Source organism: Staphylococcus sp. HMSC061G12 (assembly GCF_001838465.1).
GTDB classification, from domain to species: domain Bacteria; phylum Bacillota; class Bacilli; order Staphylococcales; family Staphylococcaceae; genus Staphylococcus; species Staphylococcus simulans.
Genome location: NZ_KV837161.1, coordinates 24,469 through 45,404, shown reverse-complemented (window position 1 = coordinate 45,404; position 20,936 = coordinate 24,469). Strand labels below are relative to the sequence as shown.

At 37.8% G+C, this 20,936-nt stretch carries 17 protein-coding genes; 8 read left to right on the top strand and 9 right to left on the bottom strand.

Annotated features, from left to right (window positions below; genetic code table 11):
- Nucleotides 1–18: 18 nt before the first annotated feature.
- The 6 genes from noc to rpmH form a co-directional block, all read right to left on the bottom strand.
- A complete protein-coding gene (gene noc / locus HMPREF2937_RS12105; protein WP_070625486.1) occupies nt 19–861 on the bottom strand; it encodes a nucleoid occlusion protein in 843 nt (280 codons plus the stop codon).
- A gap of 46 nt (nt 862–907) precedes the next feature.
- Nucleotides 908–1,630: a 16S rRNA (guanine(527)-N(7))-methyltransferase RsmG gene (gene rsmG / locus HMPREF2937_RS12100; protein WP_023014876.1), complete on the bottom strand. Its 723-nt coding sequence runs from the start codon at nt 1,628–1,630 to the stop codon at nt 908–910.
- A complete protein-coding gene (mnmG, locus tag HMPREF2937_RS12095) occupies nt 1,631–3,505 on the bottom strand; it encodes a tRNA uridine-5-carboxymethylaminomethyl(34) synthesis enzyme MnmG (RefSeq protein ID WP_002480299.1) in 1,875 nt (624 codons plus the stop codon). It lies immediately after the preceding gene.
- A 15-nt stretch (nt 3,506–3,520) separates the two neighbouring features.
- Nucleotides 3,521–4,900 carry a tRNA uridine-5-carboxymethylaminomethyl(34) synthesis GTPase MnmE gene (gene mnmE / locus HMPREF2937_RS12090; RefSeq protein ID WP_096754688.1) on the bottom strand — a complete coding sequence of 460 codons (1,380 nt, stop codon included), beginning with the start codon at nt 4,898–4,900 and terminating at the stop codon, nt 3,521–3,523.
- A 133-nt stretch (nt 4,901–5,033) separates the two neighbouring features.
- Entirely contained in the window at nt 5,034–5,387 is a 354-nt protein-coding gene (rnpA, locus tag HMPREF2937_RS12085; protein WP_023014874.1) for a ribonuclease P protein component, read from the bottom strand.
- 142 nt (nt 5,388–5,529) lie between these two features.
- Nucleotides 5,530–5,667, bottom strand: a complete 138-nt coding sequence (gene rpmH, locus HMPREF2937_RS12080) for a 50S ribosomal protein L34 (protein ID WP_000240855.1) — start codon at nt 5,665–5,667, stop codon at nt 5,530–5,532.
- Between the two features lie 644 nt (nt 5,668–6,311).
- On the opposite strand from rpmH, the gene dnaA reads away from it, so the two are divergent.
- From dnaA to gyrA, 6 genes are all read left to right on the top strand, one after another.
- On the top strand, nt 6,312–7,676 hold the full coding sequence (dnaA, locus tag HMPREF2937_RS12075) for a chromosomal replication initiator protein DnaA (RefSeq protein ID WP_023014873.1): 1,365 nt from the start codon (nt 6,312–6,314) through the stop codon (nt 7,674–7,676).
- Nucleotides 7,677–7,933: 257 nt separating this feature from the next.
- Nucleotides 7,934–9,070, top strand: a complete 1,137-nt coding sequence (gene dnaN / locus HMPREF2937_RS12070) for a DNA polymerase III subunit beta (RefSeq protein WP_060803763.1) — start codon at nt 7,934–7,936, stop codon at nt 9,068–9,070.
- Between the two features lie 368 nt (nt 9,071–9,438).
- Complete coding sequence (gene yaaA / locus HMPREF2937_RS12065) at nt 9,439–9,648, top strand: S4 domain-containing protein YaaA (RefSeq protein ID WP_199790672.1); 210 nt, start codon at nt 9,439–9,441, stop codon at nt 9,646–9,648.
- Nucleotides 9,645–10,757 carry a DNA replication/repair protein RecF gene (gene recF, locus HMPREF2937_RS12060; protein ID WP_002480293.1) on the top strand — a complete coding sequence of 371 codons (1,113 nt, stop codon included), beginning with the start codon at nt 9,645–9,647 and terminating at the stop codon, nt 10,755–10,757. Before yaaA ends, recF begins: the two co-directional genes overlap by 4 nt.
- A 12-nt stretch (nt 10,758–10,769) precedes the next feature.
- A complete protein-coding gene (gene gyrB, locus HMPREF2937_RS12055) occupies nt 10,770–12,698 on the top strand; it encodes a DNA topoisomerase (ATP-hydrolyzing) subunit B (RefSeq protein WP_031262353.1) in 1,929 nt (642 codons plus the stop codon).
- Between the two features lie 61 nt (nt 12,699–12,759).
- Entirely contained in the window at nt 12,760–15,444 is a 2,685-nt protein-coding gene (gene gyrA, locus HMPREF2937_RS12050) for a DNA gyrase subunit A (RefSeq protein WP_002480291.1), read from the top strand.
- A 91-nt stretch (nt 15,445–15,535) separates the two neighbouring features.
- On the opposite strand, the gene HMPREF2937_RS12045 is transcribed toward gyrA, so the two are convergent.
- Nucleotides 15,536–16,354 (bottom strand): NAD(P)H-hydrate dehydratase, encoded by an 819-nt coding sequence (locus HMPREF2937_RS12045; RefSeq protein WP_070864680.1) that lies wholly within the window; start codon nt 16,352–16,354, stop codon nt 15,536–15,538.
- A 435-nt stretch (nt 16,355–16,789) separates the two neighbouring features.
- Between HMPREF2937_RS12045 and hutH the strand changes: the two genes are divergently transcribed.
- Both hutH and serS read left to right on the top strand, forming a co-directional pair.
- Nucleotides 16,790–18,304: a histidine ammonia-lyase gene (hutH, locus tag HMPREF2937_RS12040; protein ID WP_070864678.1), complete on the top strand. Its 1,515-nt coding sequence runs from the start codon at nt 16,790–16,792 to the stop codon at nt 18,302–18,304.
- 394 nt (nt 18,305–18,698) lie between these two features.
- Nucleotides 18,699–19,985, top strand: a complete 1,287-nt coding sequence (gene serS, locus HMPREF2937_RS12035; RefSeq protein ID WP_070864676.1) for a serine--tRNA ligase — start codon at nt 18,699–18,701, stop codon at nt 19,983–19,985.
- A gap of 278 nt (nt 19,986–20,263) precedes the next feature.
- Here the strand turns inward: serS and HMPREF2937_RS12030 are convergent, their stop codons facing one another.
- Complete coding sequence (locus tag HMPREF2937_RS12030) at nt 20,264–20,494, bottom strand: hypothetical protein (RefSeq protein WP_002480287.1); 231 nt, start codon at nt 20,492–20,494, stop codon at nt 20,264–20,266.
- 137 nt (nt 20,495–20,631) lie between these two features.
- Nucleotides 20,632–20,823, bottom strand: a complete 192-nt coding sequence (locus HMPREF2937_RS12025; RefSeq protein ID WP_023014867.1) for a hypothetical protein — start codon at nt 20,821–20,823, stop codon at nt 20,632–20,634.
- Nucleotides 20,824–20,936 lie beyond the last annotated feature (113 nt).

Here is a 20,936-nt window from a genome sequence, read left to right as displayed (position 1 = left end):
CAACGAGGCGAATGGTTGTTAACGTTTATATACTCTGATTTTAATTTCTAAATAATCATCGTGGTCGCGTTCTTTTTGTTCGACACGGATTCCACTTTGTTCGATAGTTTCAAAGCTGTTTTGTAGAGTTTCGCGTGCTTTCGTCAAATCTTTGGCGAATTGAAGCGGCACAGCTTTAACTTTTTCAGGTCCTACTTTGGCTTTGACTCTCGCTTCTGTTTGTTTCACGTTCAAGTGTTGATCAATAATAATTTGGACCATTTCTTCTTGTTCTTCGTGAGATAAACTTAACAAAGCACGTGCGTGACGTTCTGTAATCTTGCCTTCTGAAAGTTTCGTAAGCACTTTAGGAGCAAGTTTCAGTAAACGCAGTTTGTTTGCGATAAAGCTTTGGCTTTTACCGACACTTTGTGCTAATTCACTTTGTGTTGTGTCTCCAAGCTCTAACAGTTTCTGATAGGCTTCTGCTTCTTCAACTGCTGATAAATTCTCACGTTGAATATTTTCTATTAAAGCGACGACTGCTGTTTCTTCATCCGTCATATCACGAATAATCACATCTGCATAAGCCATATGAATACTGCTCATAGCTCTGAAGCGACGTTCCCCAGCTATGATTTCATACATTCCTTCTTCAATCGGTCGTACCACAATCGGTTGTAGCAATCCATGTTCTTGGATGGATTCCGCAAGTTCATTAATCTTGCTTTGATCAAAGACTTGTCTTGGTTGATAGCGGTTCGGCACAATCTTTTCAATTTGAATTGATTCAACATGATTATTGCGTTCATCTTCAGTAGCGCCTGTCATTTCTTCATCTTTATTTGTTAAACCGAATAGTTTAGAAAAAGGCTTTTTCATTCCGCAATCTCTCCCTCTAAATATAATTATATACTAATATTTATTTTTATTTTAGTAAAGGAGATTTGTTAGGCGTTCCGGCTTTTCTCGGATATTTTTTAGGCGTTTTACTACGCTTTTCAATGATAATAATTTGACGCTCACCTGCATCTTCAGGCAATTCAAAAGTTTCGATCGCTTCAACTCTGCCGCCGAAGACCCCAATCGCAAAGCGTGCTTCTTCTAACTCTTCTTCACCTTTAGAAGATTTCATCGCTACGAAATGACCGCCTGTTTTCACTAACGGCAAGCATAACTCACTTAACACTGTCAGACGTGCAACTGCACGTGCTGTCACAATGTCATAAGACTCCCGGTTGTCTCCACGGGTATTCCCAAAGTTCTCTGCACGTTCATGTACAAAGCTGACACCTTGTAACCCTAAAGCATCGGCAAGATGATTTAGGAATTGGATACGTTTATTCAACGAATCTACAATTGTCACTTTCAGCTGTGGAAAGACAATTTTTAACGGGATACTTGGGAACCCAGCACCAGCACCTACATCACAAATGCTGAGTTCTTTTGTCATATCCACATAAAATGCGGCTGTAATTGAATCATAGAAGTGTTTCAAATATACTTCTGATTCATCTGTAATGCTTGTTAAGTTCATTTTTTCATTCCACTCTACAAGCATTTCATAATAAGTTTGAAACTGTTGTTTTTGTTGGTCGTTCAATGTAATGCCGTGTGTTTCTAGCTTGTTAGCCAACCATTCAACACTCATTTATTTCACCCTTTCAAGCTTACCTTGTTCTAGATAAATCAGTAAAATTGAAATATCAGCAGGGTTAACGCCTGAAATACGTGACGCTTGTGCAATGTTTAATGGTTTAACTTCTGCTAATTTTTCACGTGCTTCACTTGCTAAGCTGTCAATTTTACTATAGTCCAAGTCGTGTGGAATTTTCTTCTGTTCCATACGTTTTACTTTTTCTACTTGTTGTAATGATTTATTGATATAACCTTCATATTTCGTTTGAATTTCAACTTGTTCTTCAACGTCAGCTGGGATTTGATGTTCTTCTTCTAAGATATCAAGGATTGCTTGGTAATCCATTTCTGGACGACGTAGTAATTCAATCGCTAAGATACCGTCTTTTAGTGGAGAACCGTTACGTGATTTAATCACAGATTGTGTGTGTTCATTCGGCTTAATACGAATGTTAGATAAACGATCAATTTCAGCTTGGATTTGATCACGTTTTTCATTGAAACGCGCGTAACGTTCTTCTGAAATCAAGCCTAATTCATGACCTAGGTCAGTCAAACGTAGGTCTGCATTATCGTGACGTAATAATAAACGATATTCTGCACGTGATGTTAATAGACGGTAAGGTTCATTCGTACCTTTTGTAATCAAGTCATCAATTAAGACACCAATATAAGCATCAGAACGACTTAATACTTTTTCGCCTGTGCCTAATACACGTCCTGCCGCATTAATACCCGCCATTAAACCTTGGCCAGCCGCTTCTTCATAACCTGAAGTTCCGTTAATTTGACCTGCAGTGTATAAGTTTTTGATTTTCTTAGTTTCAAGTGTCGGCCATAATTGTGTCGGTACTAATGCATCATATTCAATTGCATAACCCGCACGCATCATATCTGCTTTTTCTAAGCCAGGAATCGTTTGAAGCATTTCACGTTGTACATGTTCTGGCAAGCTTGTTGAAAGACCTTGAACATATACTTCGTTCGTGTCACGACCTTCTGGTTCTAAGAATAATTGGTGACGTGGTTTATCATGGAAACGCACGTATTTATCTTCAATAGATGGACAGTAACGTGGCCCTTTACCTTTAATCATACCTGAGTACATCGCTGACAGATGTAAGTTGTCATCGATCACTTGGTGTGTCTTATCATTTGTATAAGTTAACCAGCATGGTAATTGATCTAAGATATATTCAGTTGTATCGAAACTGAATGCACGTCCTACATCGTCACCTGGTTGAATTTCTGTTTTATCATAATCAATCGTTTTTGAGTTTACACGTGGCGGTGTACCTGTTTTGAAACGTACGACTTCAAAACCAAGTTCACGTAAGTTATCCGCTAGTGTAATAGATGGTAATTGGTGGTTAGGGCCGCTTGAATATTTCAAGTTACCTAAAATAATTTCACCGCGTAAGAATGTACCTGTTGTGACGATAACGGCTTTTGAACGGTATTCTGTACCAATATTCGTACGCACACCTTTAATTTCGTCATCTTCAATAATTAATTCATCTACCATTCCTTGCATGATATGCAAGTTTTCTTCATCTTCTAATACACGTTTCATTTCACGTTGGTATAAAGCTTTATCTGCTTGTGCACGTAATGCACGTACTGCAGGTCCTTTACCTGTATTCAACATACGCATTTGAATATGCGTTCTATCGATTGTTTTAGCCATTTGACCGCCGAGTGCGTCGATTTCACGAACAACAATTCCTTTAGCTGGTCCCCCTACTGATGGGTTACATGGCATAAAACCAACGTTATCTAAATTAATTGTCAGCATCAATGTGTTGGCGCCGCGTCGTGCAGAAGCAAGTCCTGCTTCAATACCGGCATGCCCAGCACCGATGACAATTACATCATAATCCAAAGCCATACTTTGTCCTCCTTTTTATTTTCCGAGACAGAACTGACTGAATAACTGGTCAATCAATTCGTCACTTGCAGAAGCACCGATAATCTCTCCTAAAATCTCCCAAGTTCTAGTTAAATCAATTTGAACCATATCCATAGGAATACCAGCTTCTGCTGCATCTATTGCATCTTGTATCGAGTGACGTGCTTGTTTCAGCAATGAAATATGTCTTGAGTTTGAAACGTAAGTCATATCTTGGTTTTGAACTTCACCGCCGAAGAACAAGTCACGAATTTGTTCTTCTAATTGATCAATGCCTTCTTGTTTTAACATAGATGTTTCAATGACTGGCATATCTCCGACCATATCACGAACTTCATCTAAATCAAGATGTTGTTCTAAATCTGTTTTATTCACAATCACAATCGCATCTTCATTCTTAATGACTTCATATAATTTAACATCTTCTTCTGTTAATGCTTCATTGTAGTTTAAGACAAATAAGATTAAATCTGCTTCACTTAAAGCTTTGCGTGAACGTTCCACACCGATTTTTTCTACAATGTCCTCAGTCTCACGGATGCCTGCTGTGTCGACGAGACGAAGTGGTACACCACGCACATTGACGTATTCTTCTAAGACATCCCGTGTAGTACCCGCAACTTCTGTCACAATCGCTTTATTGTCTTGAATTAAGTTATTCAACATAGAAGACTTACCGACGTTAGGCTTACCGACTATAACTGTCGAAAGTCCTTCTCTCATGATTTTACCCTGTGTACCTGTTGCTAAAAGACGATCGATTTCTGATTTGATTTCTTCTGATTTCTCTAATAAGAATTCAGTTGTCGCATCTTCTACATCGTCATATTCTGGGTAATCAATATTCACTTCAACCTGTGCTAGGATTTCTAAAATAGATTGACGTTGACGCTTGATCATATCACTTAAACGTCCTTCAATCTGATTCATCGCAACTTTAGACGCTCGGTCTGTCTTAGAACGTATGAAATCCATGACTGCTTCAGCTTGAGATAAGTCAATACGGCCATTTAAGAATGCGCGTTTTGTATACTCCCCAGGTTCAGCCATTCTAGCACCAGCTGTCATTGTAAGTTCTAATACACGATTAATCGTTAAGATTCCGCCGTGACAGTTAATTTCTACGATATCTTCTCTTGTAAATGTTTTTGGTGCACGCAGCACGGATACCATTACTTCTTCTACTACTTCATTCGTATCAGGATCGACAATATGTCCATAATTAATTGTATGCGAATCTACTTCAGCTAATGGTTTCTTTCCTTTATAGAGTTTATCAGTGATTTCGATTGCACGACTTCCTGATAAACGGACAATACCAATCGCACCCTCTCCCATCGGAGTAGAAATACTGGTAATTGTATCTAAATCCAACATGCTGCTTCGCCTCCTCTACTTAAATTTCTAACTCTATAATTGTAATGACTTTTATTGTAAATTGCCACATATGTGTTCGAATTCTATGGAGGTTAGACTGACGTTTGTCTGGTATAAGACTTCGGTTAGTCTACTTTATTCTCTTATTGAATAGTTTTGCAATTTTAAGTACATGCTCTAAACTTTTTTGAATTTCCAGTACAGTCATATCTTTTGCAGGTTGTCTTGCAATAACAATAATCTTTTTCGCAATCATATCTTCTTTATGTACTTTAAAGTTTTCTCTGATTGCTCTTTTAATACGATTGCGTGTCACTGCATTGCCGAGTTTTTTAGAAACACTGATTCCTAATTGAAAATGAGTCAAATTTTTATCTGGCATGACATAAACGACAAATTGGCGATTTGCGAATGACTTTCCTCTTCTATAAATCGTTTGAAAATCGCTATTTCTTTTAATGCGATATGCTTTTTCCACTTCCATCACTCACTTATTTTTCTATTCTTGCTGCTCCCCTACCCTATCATTAAGTTCTAGTGTAAAGAATCAGAACTGTATTTTCCAACCCGTGTATCTTTTTTACCTGCATGAAAGCAAAAAAAAGACCACTGATAGGTCAGTGATCTTATGCTGATAAAACTTTACGGCCTTTGCGACGACGACGCGCTAATACTTTACGGCCATTTTTAGTGCTCATGCGTTTTCTGAAACCATGAACTTTACTGTGTTTACGTTTATTTGGTTGATAAGTACGTTTTACCATGTAAAAACACCTCCATATCGAATCTATCTTCATTTATAGTCGCTTTCTCATCTTAACAATGTGATGAGAGTCTTGGAAAAGATCTGCATCTACAGCCTCATCTAATATAACCGAGATATTACAGCCTTCTACCAAGTATCACCGAAGTATTTCTACGGTGTCTGCGAAAGGTTAAGCATCTATATCAAAAGGCTTACCTTACTTAGTTCAATTATCAATATCTTAGTCATAATTCAAGCAACTACTAAAATATAACAAATTCAACCTTATAAAGCAAGTACATTTTAAGTGAGATATATTCAAAAAGTTATCCACTTATTCACAGATGAACAGTGACATTCTGTGGATAATTATGTTACTATACACAGACGTTTGCACATAAAAACCACATATCCACAAGAGTTTGACAGGTAGATTTGTTAATAAGTATAATTGTGTGGATAAGTCTTGTAAGGTTTGATAAATAAACGGTTTACAACTTACAATTATCAACATTTTTTCTGTGTATAACGCAAAATTAAATAAAGTTATCCACCGATTGTGATTAACTTGTGGATAATTATTAACAGCCTGTGTGGAAAGTTATCCACGGGGTGTGATTTTGTGTATAAGTCAAAAAAATTTTAAAGAAAGATGGAGTTTATATGTCAAAAGAAGAAATTTGGGAAAAAGTTCTTGAATTAGCTAAAAGCGAATTGGCAGAAGTCAGTTACTCAACTTGGTTTGAGCCTCCAAAAACAAAGCTGATCGACATCGAAGATTCTGAAGCGATTATTTTAGTCGAAGATAACTTCATTCAAAATTTTCTAAAGAAGCAATACATGGATATTGTAGAAAATTTATTCGAAAAAGCGATTGGAACGCCGCTTAAACCTCGATTTGTCATTCAAAGCGATTTAACAGCTGATAAAAAACTTAAAGATGATCAAAAAGACAAACAGCCAGAAAAAGAAACGGAAACTCCTGGTTTCCTAAACAGCAGCGAAGATCAATTTAACGCACACAACACATTCGAAACTTTTGTTATCGGACCTGGGAACCGCTTCCCTCATGCTGCAAGTCTTGCAGTCGCGGAAGCACCCGCAAAAGCTTACAACCCACTCTTCATCTACGGAGGCGTAGGTTTAGGCAAAACTCACTTGATGCATGCTATCGGTCATTACGTTCTACAAAATAATAAAGATGCGAAAGTTATCTACACATCAAGTGAAAAATTCACGAATGAATTTATTAAATCTATTCGTGATAACGAAACGGAACAATTCCGTGAAAAATACAGAAACATTGATGTTCTATTGATTGATGATATTCAATTCATTCAAAACAAAGAACAAACACAAGAAGAATTCTTCCATACTTTCAATGACTTACACCAAGCAGAAAAACAAATTGTGATTTCAAGTGACCGACCACCAAAGGAAATTTCGAAATTAGAAGATCGCCTGCGTTCACGCTTCGAATGGGGCTTGATCGTGGATATCACACCGCCTGATTATGAAACAAGAATGGCTATTCTGCAGAAAAAATTAGAGGAAGAAGATGTGGATATTCCATTAGAATCTTTAACCTATATCGCAAATCAAATTCAGTCGAACATTCGTGAATTAGAAGGTGCATTAACACGTGTCATCGCCTATTCAAGATTACAAGGTGAACCGATTACGACTGAACTGACTGCTGAAGCACTAAAAGATATTATTCAAACACCGAAATCTAAGAAAATCACAATTCAAGATATTCAAAAAGTAGTCGGTCAATATTACAATGTGCGCCAAGAAGATTTCATTGCGAAAAAACGTACGAAATCCATTGCCTATCCGCGTCAAATCGCGATGTATCTATCACGCGAACTTACAGATTTCTCCCTTCCTAAAATCGGAGAAGAGTTCGGGGGACGTGATCATACAACTGTGATTCATGCTCATAGAACAATACGGGTAGATATGGAAAAAGATCCGATTTTTAAACAAGAAGTGGAAAATTTGGAGAAAGAAATTCGAAATCAGTAAACATTTAAATAATTTTACTAGCAATTCGGGTAAAAATAAGTGAGAAATCAAAGCTGTTATAATACAGCGGACTAAATCGTCATTGTGGACAATGTGTAAAAGTTGTACACACCATACACAGTTTATCCACATGTGTATAACTTTGTGTGACAAGGTTTTAACTCGGTTATCCACTTATCCACAGCCCCTACTACTATTACTACGGTTTTAAAACCTATATAATTAAGTTATAAACGACTGGAAGGAGTTTAAAATTTATGATGGAATTCACGATTAAAAGAGACTATTTCATAAATCAATTAAATGACACATTAAAAGCCATTTCACCAAGAACAACATTGCCGATCTTAACGGGTATCAAAATCGATGCAAAAGAAGAAGGCATTATTTTAACAGGTTCAGATTCTGAGATTTCAATTGAAATTTCAATCCCTAAAGAAGTTGACGGAGAAGAGATTGTAACGATTGCTGAAACAGGATCCGTTGTACTTCCTGGTCGTTTCTTTGTAGATATTATTAAAAAATTACCAGGCAAAGATGTGAAGTTATCAACAAATGAGCAATTCCAAACATTGATTACTTCAGGTCATTCAGAGTTCAACTTGAGCGGCTTAGACCCAGATCAATATCCACTATTACCTCAAGTTTCTCAAGATGACGCAATTCAATTACCAATTAAAGTACTTAAAAACGTGATTGCACAAACAAACTTCGCAGTGTCCACCTCAGAAACACGGCCAGTTTTAACTGGTGTGAACTGGTTGATTCAAGATAATGAATTAATATGCACTGCAACAGACTCACACCGTTTAGCAGTTCGTAAACTTAAACTAGAAGACGAAGACATTGATAATAAAAATGTCATCATTCCAGGTAAAGCTTTAGCTGAACTTAATAAAATTGTCACTGATTCAGAAGATGACATTAATATCTTCTTCGCATCTAACCAAGTGTTATTTAAAGTCGGCAACATCAATTTCATTTCAAGATTGCTTGAAGGACATTATCCAGATACGTCTCGTTTGTTCCCAGAGAACTACGAAACAAAAATTGAAATGAGCAACAGTGATTTCTATCACGCGATTGATCGTGCCTCTTTACTTGCACGTGAAGGCGGCAATAACGTAATCAAATTAAGCACTGGCAATCAAGAAGTTGAACTTTCTTCTACATCACCAGAAATCGGTACGGTAAAAGAAGATGTTGATGCAAACAGTGTTGAAGGTAGCAGCTTGAAAATCTCATTCAACTCTAAGTACATGATGGACGCTTTAAAAGCAATCGATAATGACGAAGTAGAAGTTGAATTCTTCGGTACGATGAAACCATTCACATTAAAACCAAAAGATGACGATTCAGTTGTGCAATTAATCTTGCCAATCAGAACATACTAATCTCAAAAACAAAAGGTGACATTCACTTTAAAAAACGGAAATCCTCGTTGCAGGGTTTCCGTTTTTTTATGGCAGATTCAAAATAACAACGTGAAATTCATTTTAAAGTGTCTCAGATGTCGCTGAATGCACTTTAAAATTATTTAGGATAAAAATATCGATGCGCTTAAAATGTTCAATGTCACCTTTTAAAATGCGAAAAATGAGTGTTAAAGACGCTGAAAAATTCAAAATATGAGATTAACGTGAAAAAATGATGAGAAAACGCTAGATTTCAACCGCTCAAACATGAAATTTATTACGAAAAAAGGTATAATATATTAATGACCTTATAAAGAAATGGAGTGAGTGTGTTGACTGAAAAAATCATGGTTGAAGGTGACATTACTTTAGGACAATTCCTGAAAACTGAAGGCATTATTGAATCAGGTGGACAGGCAAAATGGTTTTTAAAAGATTTCGAAGTTTTCTTAAACGGCGAGCGTGAAACACGTCGTGGTAAAAAACTCGAAGATGGCGATCAAATTGAAATACCTGAAGTGGGTTCTTTTGTAATTGCTCATCAAGGTGACCAATGAAATTAAATGCACTCCAACTTGAAAATTATCGCAATTATGAAGAAGTCGCATTGGATTGCCATCCAGATGTGAATATTTTGATTGGTGAAAATGCGCAAGGCAAAACTAATTTATTAGAATCCATTTACACACTTGCATTAGCGAAAAGCCATCGGACTTCAAATGATAAAGAGCTCATACGCTTTGGGGCTGAGTATGCTAAAATAGAAGGTGAGCTGAGTTATCGACATGGGAAGATGCCATTGACCATGTTTATAACTAAAAAAGGCAAAAAGGTTAAAGTAAATCATTTAGAACAACATCGTCTGACACAATATATCGGACACTTGAATGTTGTTCTTTTTGCCCCAGAGGACCTGAATATTGTCAAAGGATCACCGCAAGTCAGACGTCGCTTTATTGATATGGAGCTAGGTCAGATGTCTGCGGTTTACCTGAATGATTTGTCTCAATATCAACGGATTTTGAAACAAAAGAACAATTACTTAAAACAGCTTCAGATTAAGCAGAAAACAGACCGCACAATGCTTGAGGTATTAAATCAGCAGTTTGCGGAGTATGCGCTTAAAGTCACTTTGAAGCGTGCGCACTTTATCGAGGAATTAGAAGTGCTTGCACAACCGATTCATGCCAGCATTACAGACAACAGAGAAAGCTTAGAGGTTAAATATCGTCCGAGCTTGAAGTTGTCTGATACTGAGGATGAAGCGGCTTTGTTTGAAGAAGTGCAGCAATTGATGGCTGACAATATGGACAGAGAAATAGAACGCGGCGTGGCCCTTTATGGTCCGCACCGTGATGATTTAGGTTTTAACGTTAATGGGATGGATGCTCAGACTTATGGCTCACAAGGTCAACAGCGGACATCTGCATTATCAATTAAGCTGGCTGAGATTGAACTGATTAACAAAGAAGTCGGCGAATACCCTATCTTATTGCTTGATGATGTGCTGAGTGAATTAGATGACTCTCGTCAGACTCACCTGCTGAGTACAATTCAAGATAAGGTGCAGACATTTGTGACTACAACGTCTGTAGAAGGTATTGATCATGAAATTATGAAACATGCAAAACTTTACCGAATCAATCAAGGTGAAATTATCAAGTGATAGAAAGTGAAGGTGGAAGCATTGTCAGATGTGAACAACACGGAAGATTATGGTGCTGGACAAATACAGGTATTAGAAGGACTTGAAGCCGTTCGTAAACGTCCAGGTATGTATATCGGATCGACTTCAGAAAGAGGTCTGCACCATCTTGTATGGGAAATTGTAGATAATAGTATTGACGAAGCATTGGCTGGCTATGCTGATACAATCGAAGTCATTATCGAGAAAGATAACTGGATTCGTGTAACAGATAACGGCCGTGGTATTCCAGTTGATATTCAAGAAAAAATGGGCCGTCCAGCAGTTGAGGTTATCTTAACTGTATTGCATGCCGGCGGTAAATTCGGCGGTGGCGGATACAAAGTATCAGGCGGTCTGCATGGTGTAGGATCTTCAGTTGTTAACGCACTTTCTGAAACATTAGAAGTGTTTGTACACCGTAATAATAAAATTTATAACCAAGCGTATAAACGCGGGGTTCCTCAATATGATTTAAAAGTGGTTGGCGAAACAGAACATACAGGAACTGAAATCCGCTTTAAAGCTGACCCTGAAATCTTTACTGAAACAACAACGTATCAGTATGAATTGCTTCAAAAACGTATTCGTGAGTTGGCTTTCTTAAACAAAGGCATTCAGCTTACTTTACGTGATGAACGCGGTGAAGAAGTAAAAGAAGACTCATATCACTATGAAGGCGGTATTAAATCTTACGTTGAGTTAATCAACGAGAATAAAGAGCCTTTATTTGATGAGCCGGTTTACTTACATGACCGTAAAGATGACGTGGAAGTAGAAATTGCATTGCAATACAACAGCGGTTTCTCAACAAACTTATTATCTTATGCGAACAATATCCATACTTATGAAGGCGGTACACATGAAGACGGCTTTAAACGTGCGTTAACACGTGTATTGAACAGTTATGGTATTCAACAAGGCATTATGAAAGATGATAAAGAGCGTTTATCTGGTGAAGATACACGTGAAGGTTTAACAGCGGTTGTCTCAATTAAGCACAGCAACCCTCAATTCGAAGGACAAACAAAAACAAAACTCGGCAACTCTGAAGTTCGTCAAATCGTAGACAGACTCTTCACAGAGGATATGGAGCGTTTCTTGTTAGAACATCCACAAGTTGCTCGTATTATTGTCGAAAAAGGTATGATGGCTTCTCGTGCACGTATCGCAGCTAAAAAAGCACGTGAAGTAACTCGTAGAAAATCAGCATTAGAAGTTTCAAGCTTACCAGGTAAATTAGCTGACTGTTCAAGTAAAAACCCTGAAGAGAGTGAAATCTTCATCGTCGAAGGTGACTCTGCCGGGGGGTCTACAAAACTTGGTCGTGATTCAAGAACACAAGCGATTTTACCGCTACGTGGTAAGATCTTGAACGTTGAAAAATCACGTTTAGACAGAATCTTAAATAATAATGAAATCCGTTCTATGATTACTGCATTCGGTACCGGTATCGGAGAAGAATTCGATATTTCGAAAGCACGTTATCACAAAATCGTTATCATGACAGATGCCGATGTGGATGGTGCGCATATCAGAACACTGTTATTGACATTCTTCTATCGCTTCATGCGTCCGTTGATTGAAGCGGGTTATGTATACATTGCACAACCGCCTTTATTCAAATTGACACAAGGTAAACAGAAATACTATGTCTTTAACGAACGTGAATTAGAGAAATTGAAATCTGAATTGAAACCGACACCGAAATGGTCTATTGCCCGTTATAAAGGTTTAGGTGAAATGGATGCAGATCAATTATGGGAAACAACAATGAATCCAGAACATCGTTCAATGTTACAAGTGACATTAGAAGATGCGATTGAAGCGGATTTAACTTTCGAAATGTTAATGGGCGATGTTGTAGAAAACCGTCGTCAATTCATCGAAGAAAATGCGGTTTACGCGAACTTGGATTTCTAATTTTGGAAGCTATGAATCAGCGAAACAGCTACGGAATTAATAACTTAAGGAGGCAATCTTGATGGCTGAATATCCTGAATCAAGAATAATTGAACGAAATATTAGTAACGAGATGCGTGAATCGTTCTTAGACTATGCGATGAGTGTTATCGTATCTCGTGCTTTGCCAGACGTCAGAGATGGTTTGAAACCGGTACATCGTCGTATTTTGTACGGGTTGAACGAACAAGGGATGACGCCTGATAAACCGTATAAGAAATCCGCACGTATCGTAGGTGACGTAATGGGTAAATACCACCCTCACGGTGACTCATCTATCTATGAAGCCATGGTACGTATGGCTCAGGATTTCAGCTATCGTTATCCTCTTGTAGACGGTCAAGGTAACTTCGGTTCCATGGATGGCGATGGTGCAGCAGCAATGCGTTATACAGAAGCACGTATGACAAAACTTGCGACTGAATTATTAAGAGATATCAATAAAGATACAATCAACTTTATCGATAACTATGATGGTACAGAAAGAGAGCCGGAAGTCTTACCGGCGCGTTTCCCTAACCTCTTAGTGAACGGTGCTGCAGGTATCGCGGTAGGTATGGCGACGAATATTCCACCTCACAACATGACAGAAGTCATCAATGGTGTATTAAGTTTAAGTCATAATCCTGATATCACAATCGCAGAATTGATGGAAGACATCACTGGACCGGACTTCCCGACTGCTGGTTTAATTTTAGGTAAGAGCGGTATCCGTCGTGCTTATGAAACAGGACGTGGATCTATTCAAATGCGTGCACGTGCTGAAATTGAAGAACGCGGCGGCGGTCGTCAACGTATCGTTGTGACTGAAATTCCGTTCCAAGTCAACAAAGCGCGTATGATTGAGAAAATCGCAGAATTAGTACGTGACAAGAAAATTGATGGTATTACAGACTTACGTGATGAAACAAGTTTACGTACTGGCGTACGTGTCGTAATCGATGTCCGTAAAGATGCGAATGCGAGTGTTATTCTAAATAATTTATACAAACAAACACCACTTCAAACTTCATTCGGTGTAAACATGATTGCCTTAATCAATGGCAGACCGAAATTAATTAATTTAAAAGAAGCATTGGTCGAATACTTAGAACATCAAAAAGTAGTCGTACGTAGACGTACAGAATACAACTTGAAAAAAGCTGAAGACCGTGCACATATCTTAGAAGGTTTACGTATTGCGTTAGACCATATTGATGAAATCATCACAACAATCCGTGAATCTGATACAGATAAAGTAGCAATGGAACGTTTACAAGAACGCTTCAAATTATCTGAGCGTCAAGCACAAGCTATCTTAGATATGCGTTTAAGACGTTTAACAGGTTTAGAAAGAGATAAAATTGAATCAGAATATAACGACTTAATTGCATACATTGAAGAATTAAGAGCGATTCTTGCTGACGAAGAAAAATTATTACAACTTGTTCGTGACGAATTAATCGAAGTCAGAGAACGATATGGTGATGAACGTCGTACTGAAATTCAACTTGGCGGTTTAGACCATATTGAAGATGAAGACTTAATTCCAGAAGAACAAATTGTAATCACATTAAGTCATAATAACTACATCAAACGTTTACCTGTTTCTACGTACCGTGCACAAAATCGTGGCGGTCGCGGTGTGCAAGGTATGAATACATTAGAAGAAGACTTCGTGAGTCAAATTGTCACATTGAGTACCCACGACCATGTATTGTTCTTTACGAACCAAGGACGTGTCTACAAACTTAAAGGGTACGAGGTGCCGGAACTCTCACGTCAGTCTAAAGGTATTCCAGTTATCAACGCAATTGAGCTTGAAAATGATGAAGTCATCAGTACGATGATTGCGGTGAAAGATTTAGAGAAAGAAGATGCCTTCTTAATCTTCGCAACGAAACACGGTATCGTGAAACGTTCATCTCTAAGCAACTTCTCACACATCAATAGAAACGGTAAGATTGCGATCAACTTCAGAGATGAAGATGAACTTGTAGCAGTACGTCTTACAGACGGCTCAAAAGATGTCTTACTTGGTACATCACGTGCATCACTTATCCGCTTCAAAGAATCACTCTTACGCCCACTTGGCCGAACAGCTGCCGGCGTAAAAGGTATCACTTTACGTGAAGGTGATGAAGTCATTGGACTCGCAGTCGCAAATGGCGATAGTGAAGATGAAGTATTAGTAGTCACTGAAAATGGTTACGGTAAACGTACACCACTTGAAGAATATCGTGTGTCTAACCGTGGCGGTAAAGGTATCAAAACAGCTACGATTACTGAGAAAAATGGTGATATCGTCTGCATCACAACAGTAACAGGCGAAGAGGACTTAATGATTGTCACAAACCATGGTGTGATTATCCGTATCGATGTCGGCGACATTTCACAAAACGGACGTTCAGCACAAGGGGTAAGATTAATCCGCTTGAGCGATGAACAATTTGTTTCTACGGTTGCGAAAGTTCAAGAAGAACCAGAAGATGAATTAGAAGGTACTTCTGAAGATGAAACAGAACCAGGTGAAAATGGTCCAACACCAACAATCAATGAACAAGTCGTAGAATCAGAAGATGATGACCGTACGATTCATACAGAAGAATTAGATGAAACTGTAGAAGAAGACGGTGAACGCACTGAATTAAGACAAGACTTCATGGATCGCGTGAACGAAGATATTGAAAACGCAGATTCAGAAGATGAAGATAACGAAGAAGAATAATTTAAGTGAATAGATAAAATAAAAGCTTTCTGCAAAACCACTAGGTTAAGCAGAAAGCTTTTTTATTACTCTTAATAGATTAAGTTTAATTTTATTTTTCTTCTAAACGCTTCATCGCATATGGGATTTCTGCGATTAAGTTTGATGGCGGAACAACGTACATTTCTTTAGATAAGTGTTCGCCAATATAACTATGCACATAAGTCGCAGTTTTAACCGCATAATCAAAGTCGTCAAACTGACCGATAAAACTTGTGATAATACCTGATAATGTATCACCCATACCGCCAGTGGCCATAGCTGGTGTACCAATCTCTAATTTGTACGTGTTATCTTTTAAATAGATTTCTGTGCCATGTTGTTTTAAGACAACTGCAGAGTGTATTTGATCTACAGCTTCACGGTTACGTTCATAAGTTTGTTCCTCAATTGGAATGCCGCTTAATCTTTCCCATTCCATTTGGTGTGGTGTGAACACAACATTTTGACACTTAGGTACTTCCACTTTTAATTTACTCATAATTGTAATCGCATCACCATCAATAATCAGGTTCTGATGCGGTTGGATATTTTGAAGCAAGAATGTCATCGCATTATTGCCTTTAAAATCTAAACCAAGTCCAGGGCCGATTAAAATACTGTCTGATGTTTCAATGAGTTTCGTTAACATCTTCGTATCATTAATATCCACGACCATCGCTTCAGGACAGCGTGAATGTAAAGCTGCATGATTCGTCGGATGTGTTGCAACTGTAATCAAACCGCTTCCGCTATACACACATGCACGTGCAGCCATGATAATTGCGCCGCCTAAATTTGCGTTTCCGCCAATTAATAAGATTCTGCCGTAATCTCCTTTGTGCGTCTCATCTTTTCGTTTTGGAATCGTAACATCTGTTAAAATTTCCACCATAATCCCTCCATAACCCATTCATTTTACACTTAAGCTTCATACAATGGAGCTTTAGGTTTTCGATGTATTTGATTATTTATAAAATTTAAGCACACCCCTGTCATTGGAGTGAGCCTTTCATACCTGTAATGTTGATTGTTTCTCAATGCATTACAACATCTTATACCTATCGTTTAGGTAAGTCAACACTTTCCTTGCGAAGACTTATTGAACGTTTTGTAAAGTCTTGTGCGCGTAAGGATGAACGGGTGAAGATTACCTTTGTTTAACTCATATTGTCTGGCTGGATAGAAAACTGTTATTTAAATTTAGCGTGCTAAACTAGTGACGTATTAACACACTACGGCTTTGGCAGAATCTATTGTCCTTCTAAAAATGTAAGCGTATACTTGGGATAATTGTATACATTTATTTTCTGAGGGGGTAATTCAATTGACACTAGAATTAAACGGAGCATCGCTCACAATTGAAGATATAAAAAAATTTTTACACCAGCAAGATAAGGTAACAATCTCATCTGATGCGATGGAACGCGTTAAACAAAGTCGTGCCATTGTAGAAGATATTATTAAAAATAAAGAAACGATTTACGGAATTACAACAGGCTTCGGCTTGTTTAGTGATGTCTTAATCGATTCGCAGCAATACAATCAACTTCAAGTGAACTTGATTCGTTCGCATGCTTGCGGTACAGGTGATCCGTTTTCTCATGATGTTGCACTTGTGATGATGATTTTACGTTTGAATACAATGTTGAAAGGTCATTCAGGTGTCACAACTGATTTAGTCGATCAATTAGTTTATTTTATTAATGAACGTATTATTCCGATTATTCCACAACAAGGTTCATTAGGCGCTTCAGGTGACTTAGCACCTCTATCTCATCTTGCGTTAGCTTTAATTGGAGAAGGCAAAGTCTTTTATCAACAAGAAGAAAAGGACAGTATTGAGGTCTTACATGAATTAGGTCGTGAACCGTTAGCGTTATCTGCCAAAGAAGGTTTGGCGTTGATTAACGGGACACAAGCTATGACAGCACAAGGTGTCATCAGCTGGATTGAAGCGGAAGCGTTAGCTTATCAATCAGAATGGATTGCATCGTTAACACATCAAGCGTTAAACGGTATTACGGATGCGTATCGTCCTGAAGTACATGATGCGCGTAATTTCCCTGAACAAAGTGCAGTCGCAGATCGTATGTTGTATTGGTTAGAGGATTCTCAGTTAACGACGACACAAGGTGAAATCAGAGTTCAAGATGCGTATACGTTACGTTGTATTCCGCAAGTTCATGGCGCAAGCTTTGAAACATTGAAATTTGTGAAACAACAATTAGAACGTGAAATGAATGCGGCGAATGATAATCCGTTAATCTTCCATGAAGGTGATGAAACATTAGTTATTTCAGGCGGCAACTTCCATGGTCAACCTGTTGCATATGCGTTAGACTTCTTGAAAATTGCGGTAAGTGAACTTGCGAATATCGCAGAACGTCGTTTAGAACGTTTAGTAAATCCACAATTGAATGGTGGTTTACCTGCTTTCTTAAGTCCTGAACCAGGCTTACAAAGTGGTGCGATGATTATGCAGTATGCGGCAGCGAGTTTAGTATCAGAAAATAAAACATTGGCGCATCCTGCGAGTGTGGATTCTATCCCTTCATCTGCGAACCAAGAAGATCATGTCTCTATGGGTACAATTGGTTCAAGACATGGCTATCAAATTGTGGATAATGCGCGTAGAGTGTTATCGATTGAATTAATTATTGCGTTGCAAGCGGTGGAATTAAAAGGTATTGATCAATTATCACCACGCTCACTTGAGAAATATGAGACGTTAAGAAATATTACGCCATCCATTACAGAAGACCGTCAATTCCATCATGATATCACGCAAGTATCGCGTTATTTACAGCAAGCAGCGTATACTGATGCAGAATGCAAATAACATGAATTTTTCTTGAATTCAGAAAAATTTTATATTTGAGTTGCAATTTAAATAACTATTTGCTATAGTGAAGTTAAGTTCATAAGACATTGTTCGCAGGATAAGTAATCCTAGTTATTAATTCCAGAGAGCTTATGGTTGGTGTGAATAAGCAATTAAGACTACGTGACGAATCTACCTGCATTTGAGAGAACAACCGGTTTAACCGTTATTTTAGAGAGAGTGCAGTGTGCATCAATTAATTTGATACATACTGTTAAATAGGGTGGCAACACGTAATACCACGTCCCTTGTAGGGGCGTGGTGTTTTTTTATTCTTTTTTCAGCTGCTCTAATTATATTATTAATTTAAATTTAAATACCCCGACACTTATTTTGAAAGGATGACTGACACATGTTAGATATTAAATTGTTTAGAAACGAAACGGATCGCTTGAAAGAGAAAGTAAGATTACGCGGAATGGACCCACAAATCGTGGACAAAGTATTAGAACTTGATGGTAAACGCCGTGAGTTAATCGGTAAAGCAGAAGAAATGAAAGCTGAACGTAACCGAGTAAGCGGTGAAATCGCTGAGAAAAAACGCAATCAAGAAAATGCGGATGATGTCATTAAACAAATGAGAGAACTTGGCGATAAAATCAAAGATATCGATACTGAGTTAAACAAAGTGGATGATGACTTACATTATAAATTATCTACAATCCCTAATATCATGCATGATGATGTGCCAGAAGGCGAAACTGATGAAGAAAACATCGAAGTGAAAAAATGGGGTACGCCTCGTGAATTCGACTTCGAAGCGAAAGCACACTGGGATTTAGTTGAAGAATTAGGTATGGCAGATTTCGAACGTGCTGCACGTGTATCTGGTGCGCGTTTCGTCTTCTTAACAAATGAAGGTGCACAGTTAGAACGTGCATTAATGAACTACATGTTAACAAAACATACAACACAGCACGGCTATACTGAAATGATGGTACCACAACTTGTGAATGCAAATTCTATGTATGGTACAGGTCAACTTCCAAAATTCGAAGAAGACTTATTCAAGATTGAAAAAGAAGGACTTTACATGATTCCTACTGCGGAAGTACCGTTAACTAACTTCTACCGCGAAGAAGTCTTGTCTGCAGATAAATTGCCAGGCAAGTTCACTGGACAGTCAGCTTGCTTCAGAAGTGAAGCGGGTTCTGCCGGACGTGACACACGTGGCTTAATCCGTTTACACCAATTCGATAAAGTTGAGTTGGTACGTTTTGAAAAACCTGAAGATTCTTGGGATGCATTAGAGCAGTTAACAAGCGACGCAGAAGCAATCTTAGAAGAACTTGAATTACCATATCGTCGTGTCATTCTTTGTACTGGCGACTTAGGTTTCAGTTCAAGTAAAACATATGACTTAGAAGTTTGGCTTCCAAGTTATCAAGATTACAAAGAAATCAGCTCATGCTCTAACATGACAGATTTCCAAGCACGTCGTGCTAACATTCGTTTCAAACGCGACAAAGATGCTAAACCAGAATTAGTTCATACATTGAACGGAAGCGGTTTAGCAGTAGGTCGTACGTTTGCAGCAATTGTTGAAAATTACCAAAACGCTGATGGATCAATTACGATTCCTAAAGCATTGGTACCGTTCATGGGCGGAAAAGAAAAAATCGGCCCTGCAACAAAATAAATGGGATCATCGAGTAGTTGGAAAACGAATTAAGATGATCCAACCTCGTTCCAATATATATATTTACCTACCACATGGACGCTATGCCTTACCAACATAGCGTCCTCTTTTTATATCGAAAATTAATATTTCCCGTCTTGTTATTTCCTGAAACATAAAGAAAAACCGACTACCCTCTAAGGATAATCGGTTGAAATAGAATAGTTTGAAAGTGTTGATGTTAAAGAGTTTGTACACGAACGGATGTCTTACTTCAGACAAGCGTCAGTCTAACTTTATCACTCTTGGTTTTGTGTTTCTGATTGCTCAGCGGTATCAACATATAGAAATGCGATGACACTCATAATACTTAGTGTCACAAATGCACAACCTAATGGAATCAGAAAATTTCCTGCGTTTAAAAAGATGAGACCTGTAATGCTCATTTTAATTAAGGCATGCAATACGAAACATAAAATGCTTGTGAAGAACAGCGCAAGACTGCTTCCAGCTAAGAAAACTTTCTGCATACTTCTGGTACTCCTTCTTCGTTTAAATCTTTTTTTATCACTCTCATTATAACGTGGTTTGCAATATATTACGATAGCGTTTTCGGGAATTAATAAAAATTTAACAAATGGATAGAGTCCAAGTCTTTCTTATTTAGTTAAGAGAGTGATTGAATCAAACTAAAAATGAAGATGATTAGAGTTGATGCGGTAGTGAGTAATAAAGCGATGATCGTCATTTTTTGATTTCTTACTTGCTTAGGTTTTTTCGTTTCAATAAATAAAATAATCATCGCTGCAATTAATAACAAACCTACAATAGAATATGTAACGATACTTCCAGCTGTCATAAAATCTCCTCCATAGTTGTTATAATATAAATACTTTATTTATTATATACCTCACTTTTCTAAAGGGAAACATTATAAAATATTGGGTATAGTTGATAAGATACAACTGAAGA

Excerpts from the sequence above, each read along its gene's own strand:
- noc (WP_070625486.1), bottom strand. The coding sequence starts at position 861 with ATGAAAAAGCCTTTTTCTAAACTATTCGGTTTAACAAATAAAGATGAA.
- rsmG (WP_023014876.1), bottom strand. The coding sequence starts at position 1,630 with ATGAGTGTTGAATGGTTGGCTAACAAGCTAGAAACACACGGCATTACA.
- mnmG (WP_002480299.1), bottom strand. The coding sequence starts at position 3,505 with ATGGCTTTGGATTATGATGTAATTGTCATCGGTGCTGGGCATGCCGGT.
- rnpA (WP_023014874.1), bottom strand. The coding sequence starts at position 5,387 with ATGGAAGTGGAAAAAGCATATCGCATTAAAAGAAATAGCGATTTTCAA.
- rpmH (WP_000240855.1), bottom strand. The coding sequence starts at position 5,667 with ATGGTAAAACGTACTTATCAACCAAATAAACGTAAACACAGTAAAGTT.
- dnaA (WP_023014873.1), top strand. The coding sequence starts at position 6,312 with ATGTCAAAAGAAGAAATTTGGGAAAAAGTTCTTGAATTAGCTAAAAGC.
- dnaN (WP_060803763.1), top strand. The coding sequence starts at position 7,934 with ATGATGGAATTCACGATTAAAAGAGACTATTTCATAAATCAATTAAAT.
- yaaA (WP_199790672.1), top strand. The coding sequence starts at position 9,439 with ATGGTTGAAGGTGACATTACTTTAGGACAATTCCTGAAAACTGAAGGC.
- recF (WP_002480293.1), top strand. The coding sequence starts at position 9,645 with ATGAAATTAAATGCACTCCAACTTGAAAATTATCGCAATTATGAAGAA.
- gyrA (WP_002480291.1), top strand. The coding sequence starts at position 12,760 with ATGGCTGAATATCCTGAATCAAGAATAATTGAACGAAATATTAGTAAC.
- serS (WP_070864676.1), top strand. The coding sequence starts at position 18,699 with ATGTTAGATATTAAATTGTTTAGAAACGAAACGGATCGCTTGAAAGAG.
- HMPREF2937_RS12030 (WP_002480287.1), bottom strand. The coding sequence starts at position 20,494 with ATGCAGAAAGTTTTCTTAGCTGGAAGCAGTCTTGCGCTGTTCTTCACA.
- HMPREF2937_RS12025 (WP_023014867.1), bottom strand. The coding sequence starts at position 20,823 with ATGACAGCTGGAAGTATCGTTACATATTCTATTGTAGGTTTGTTATTA.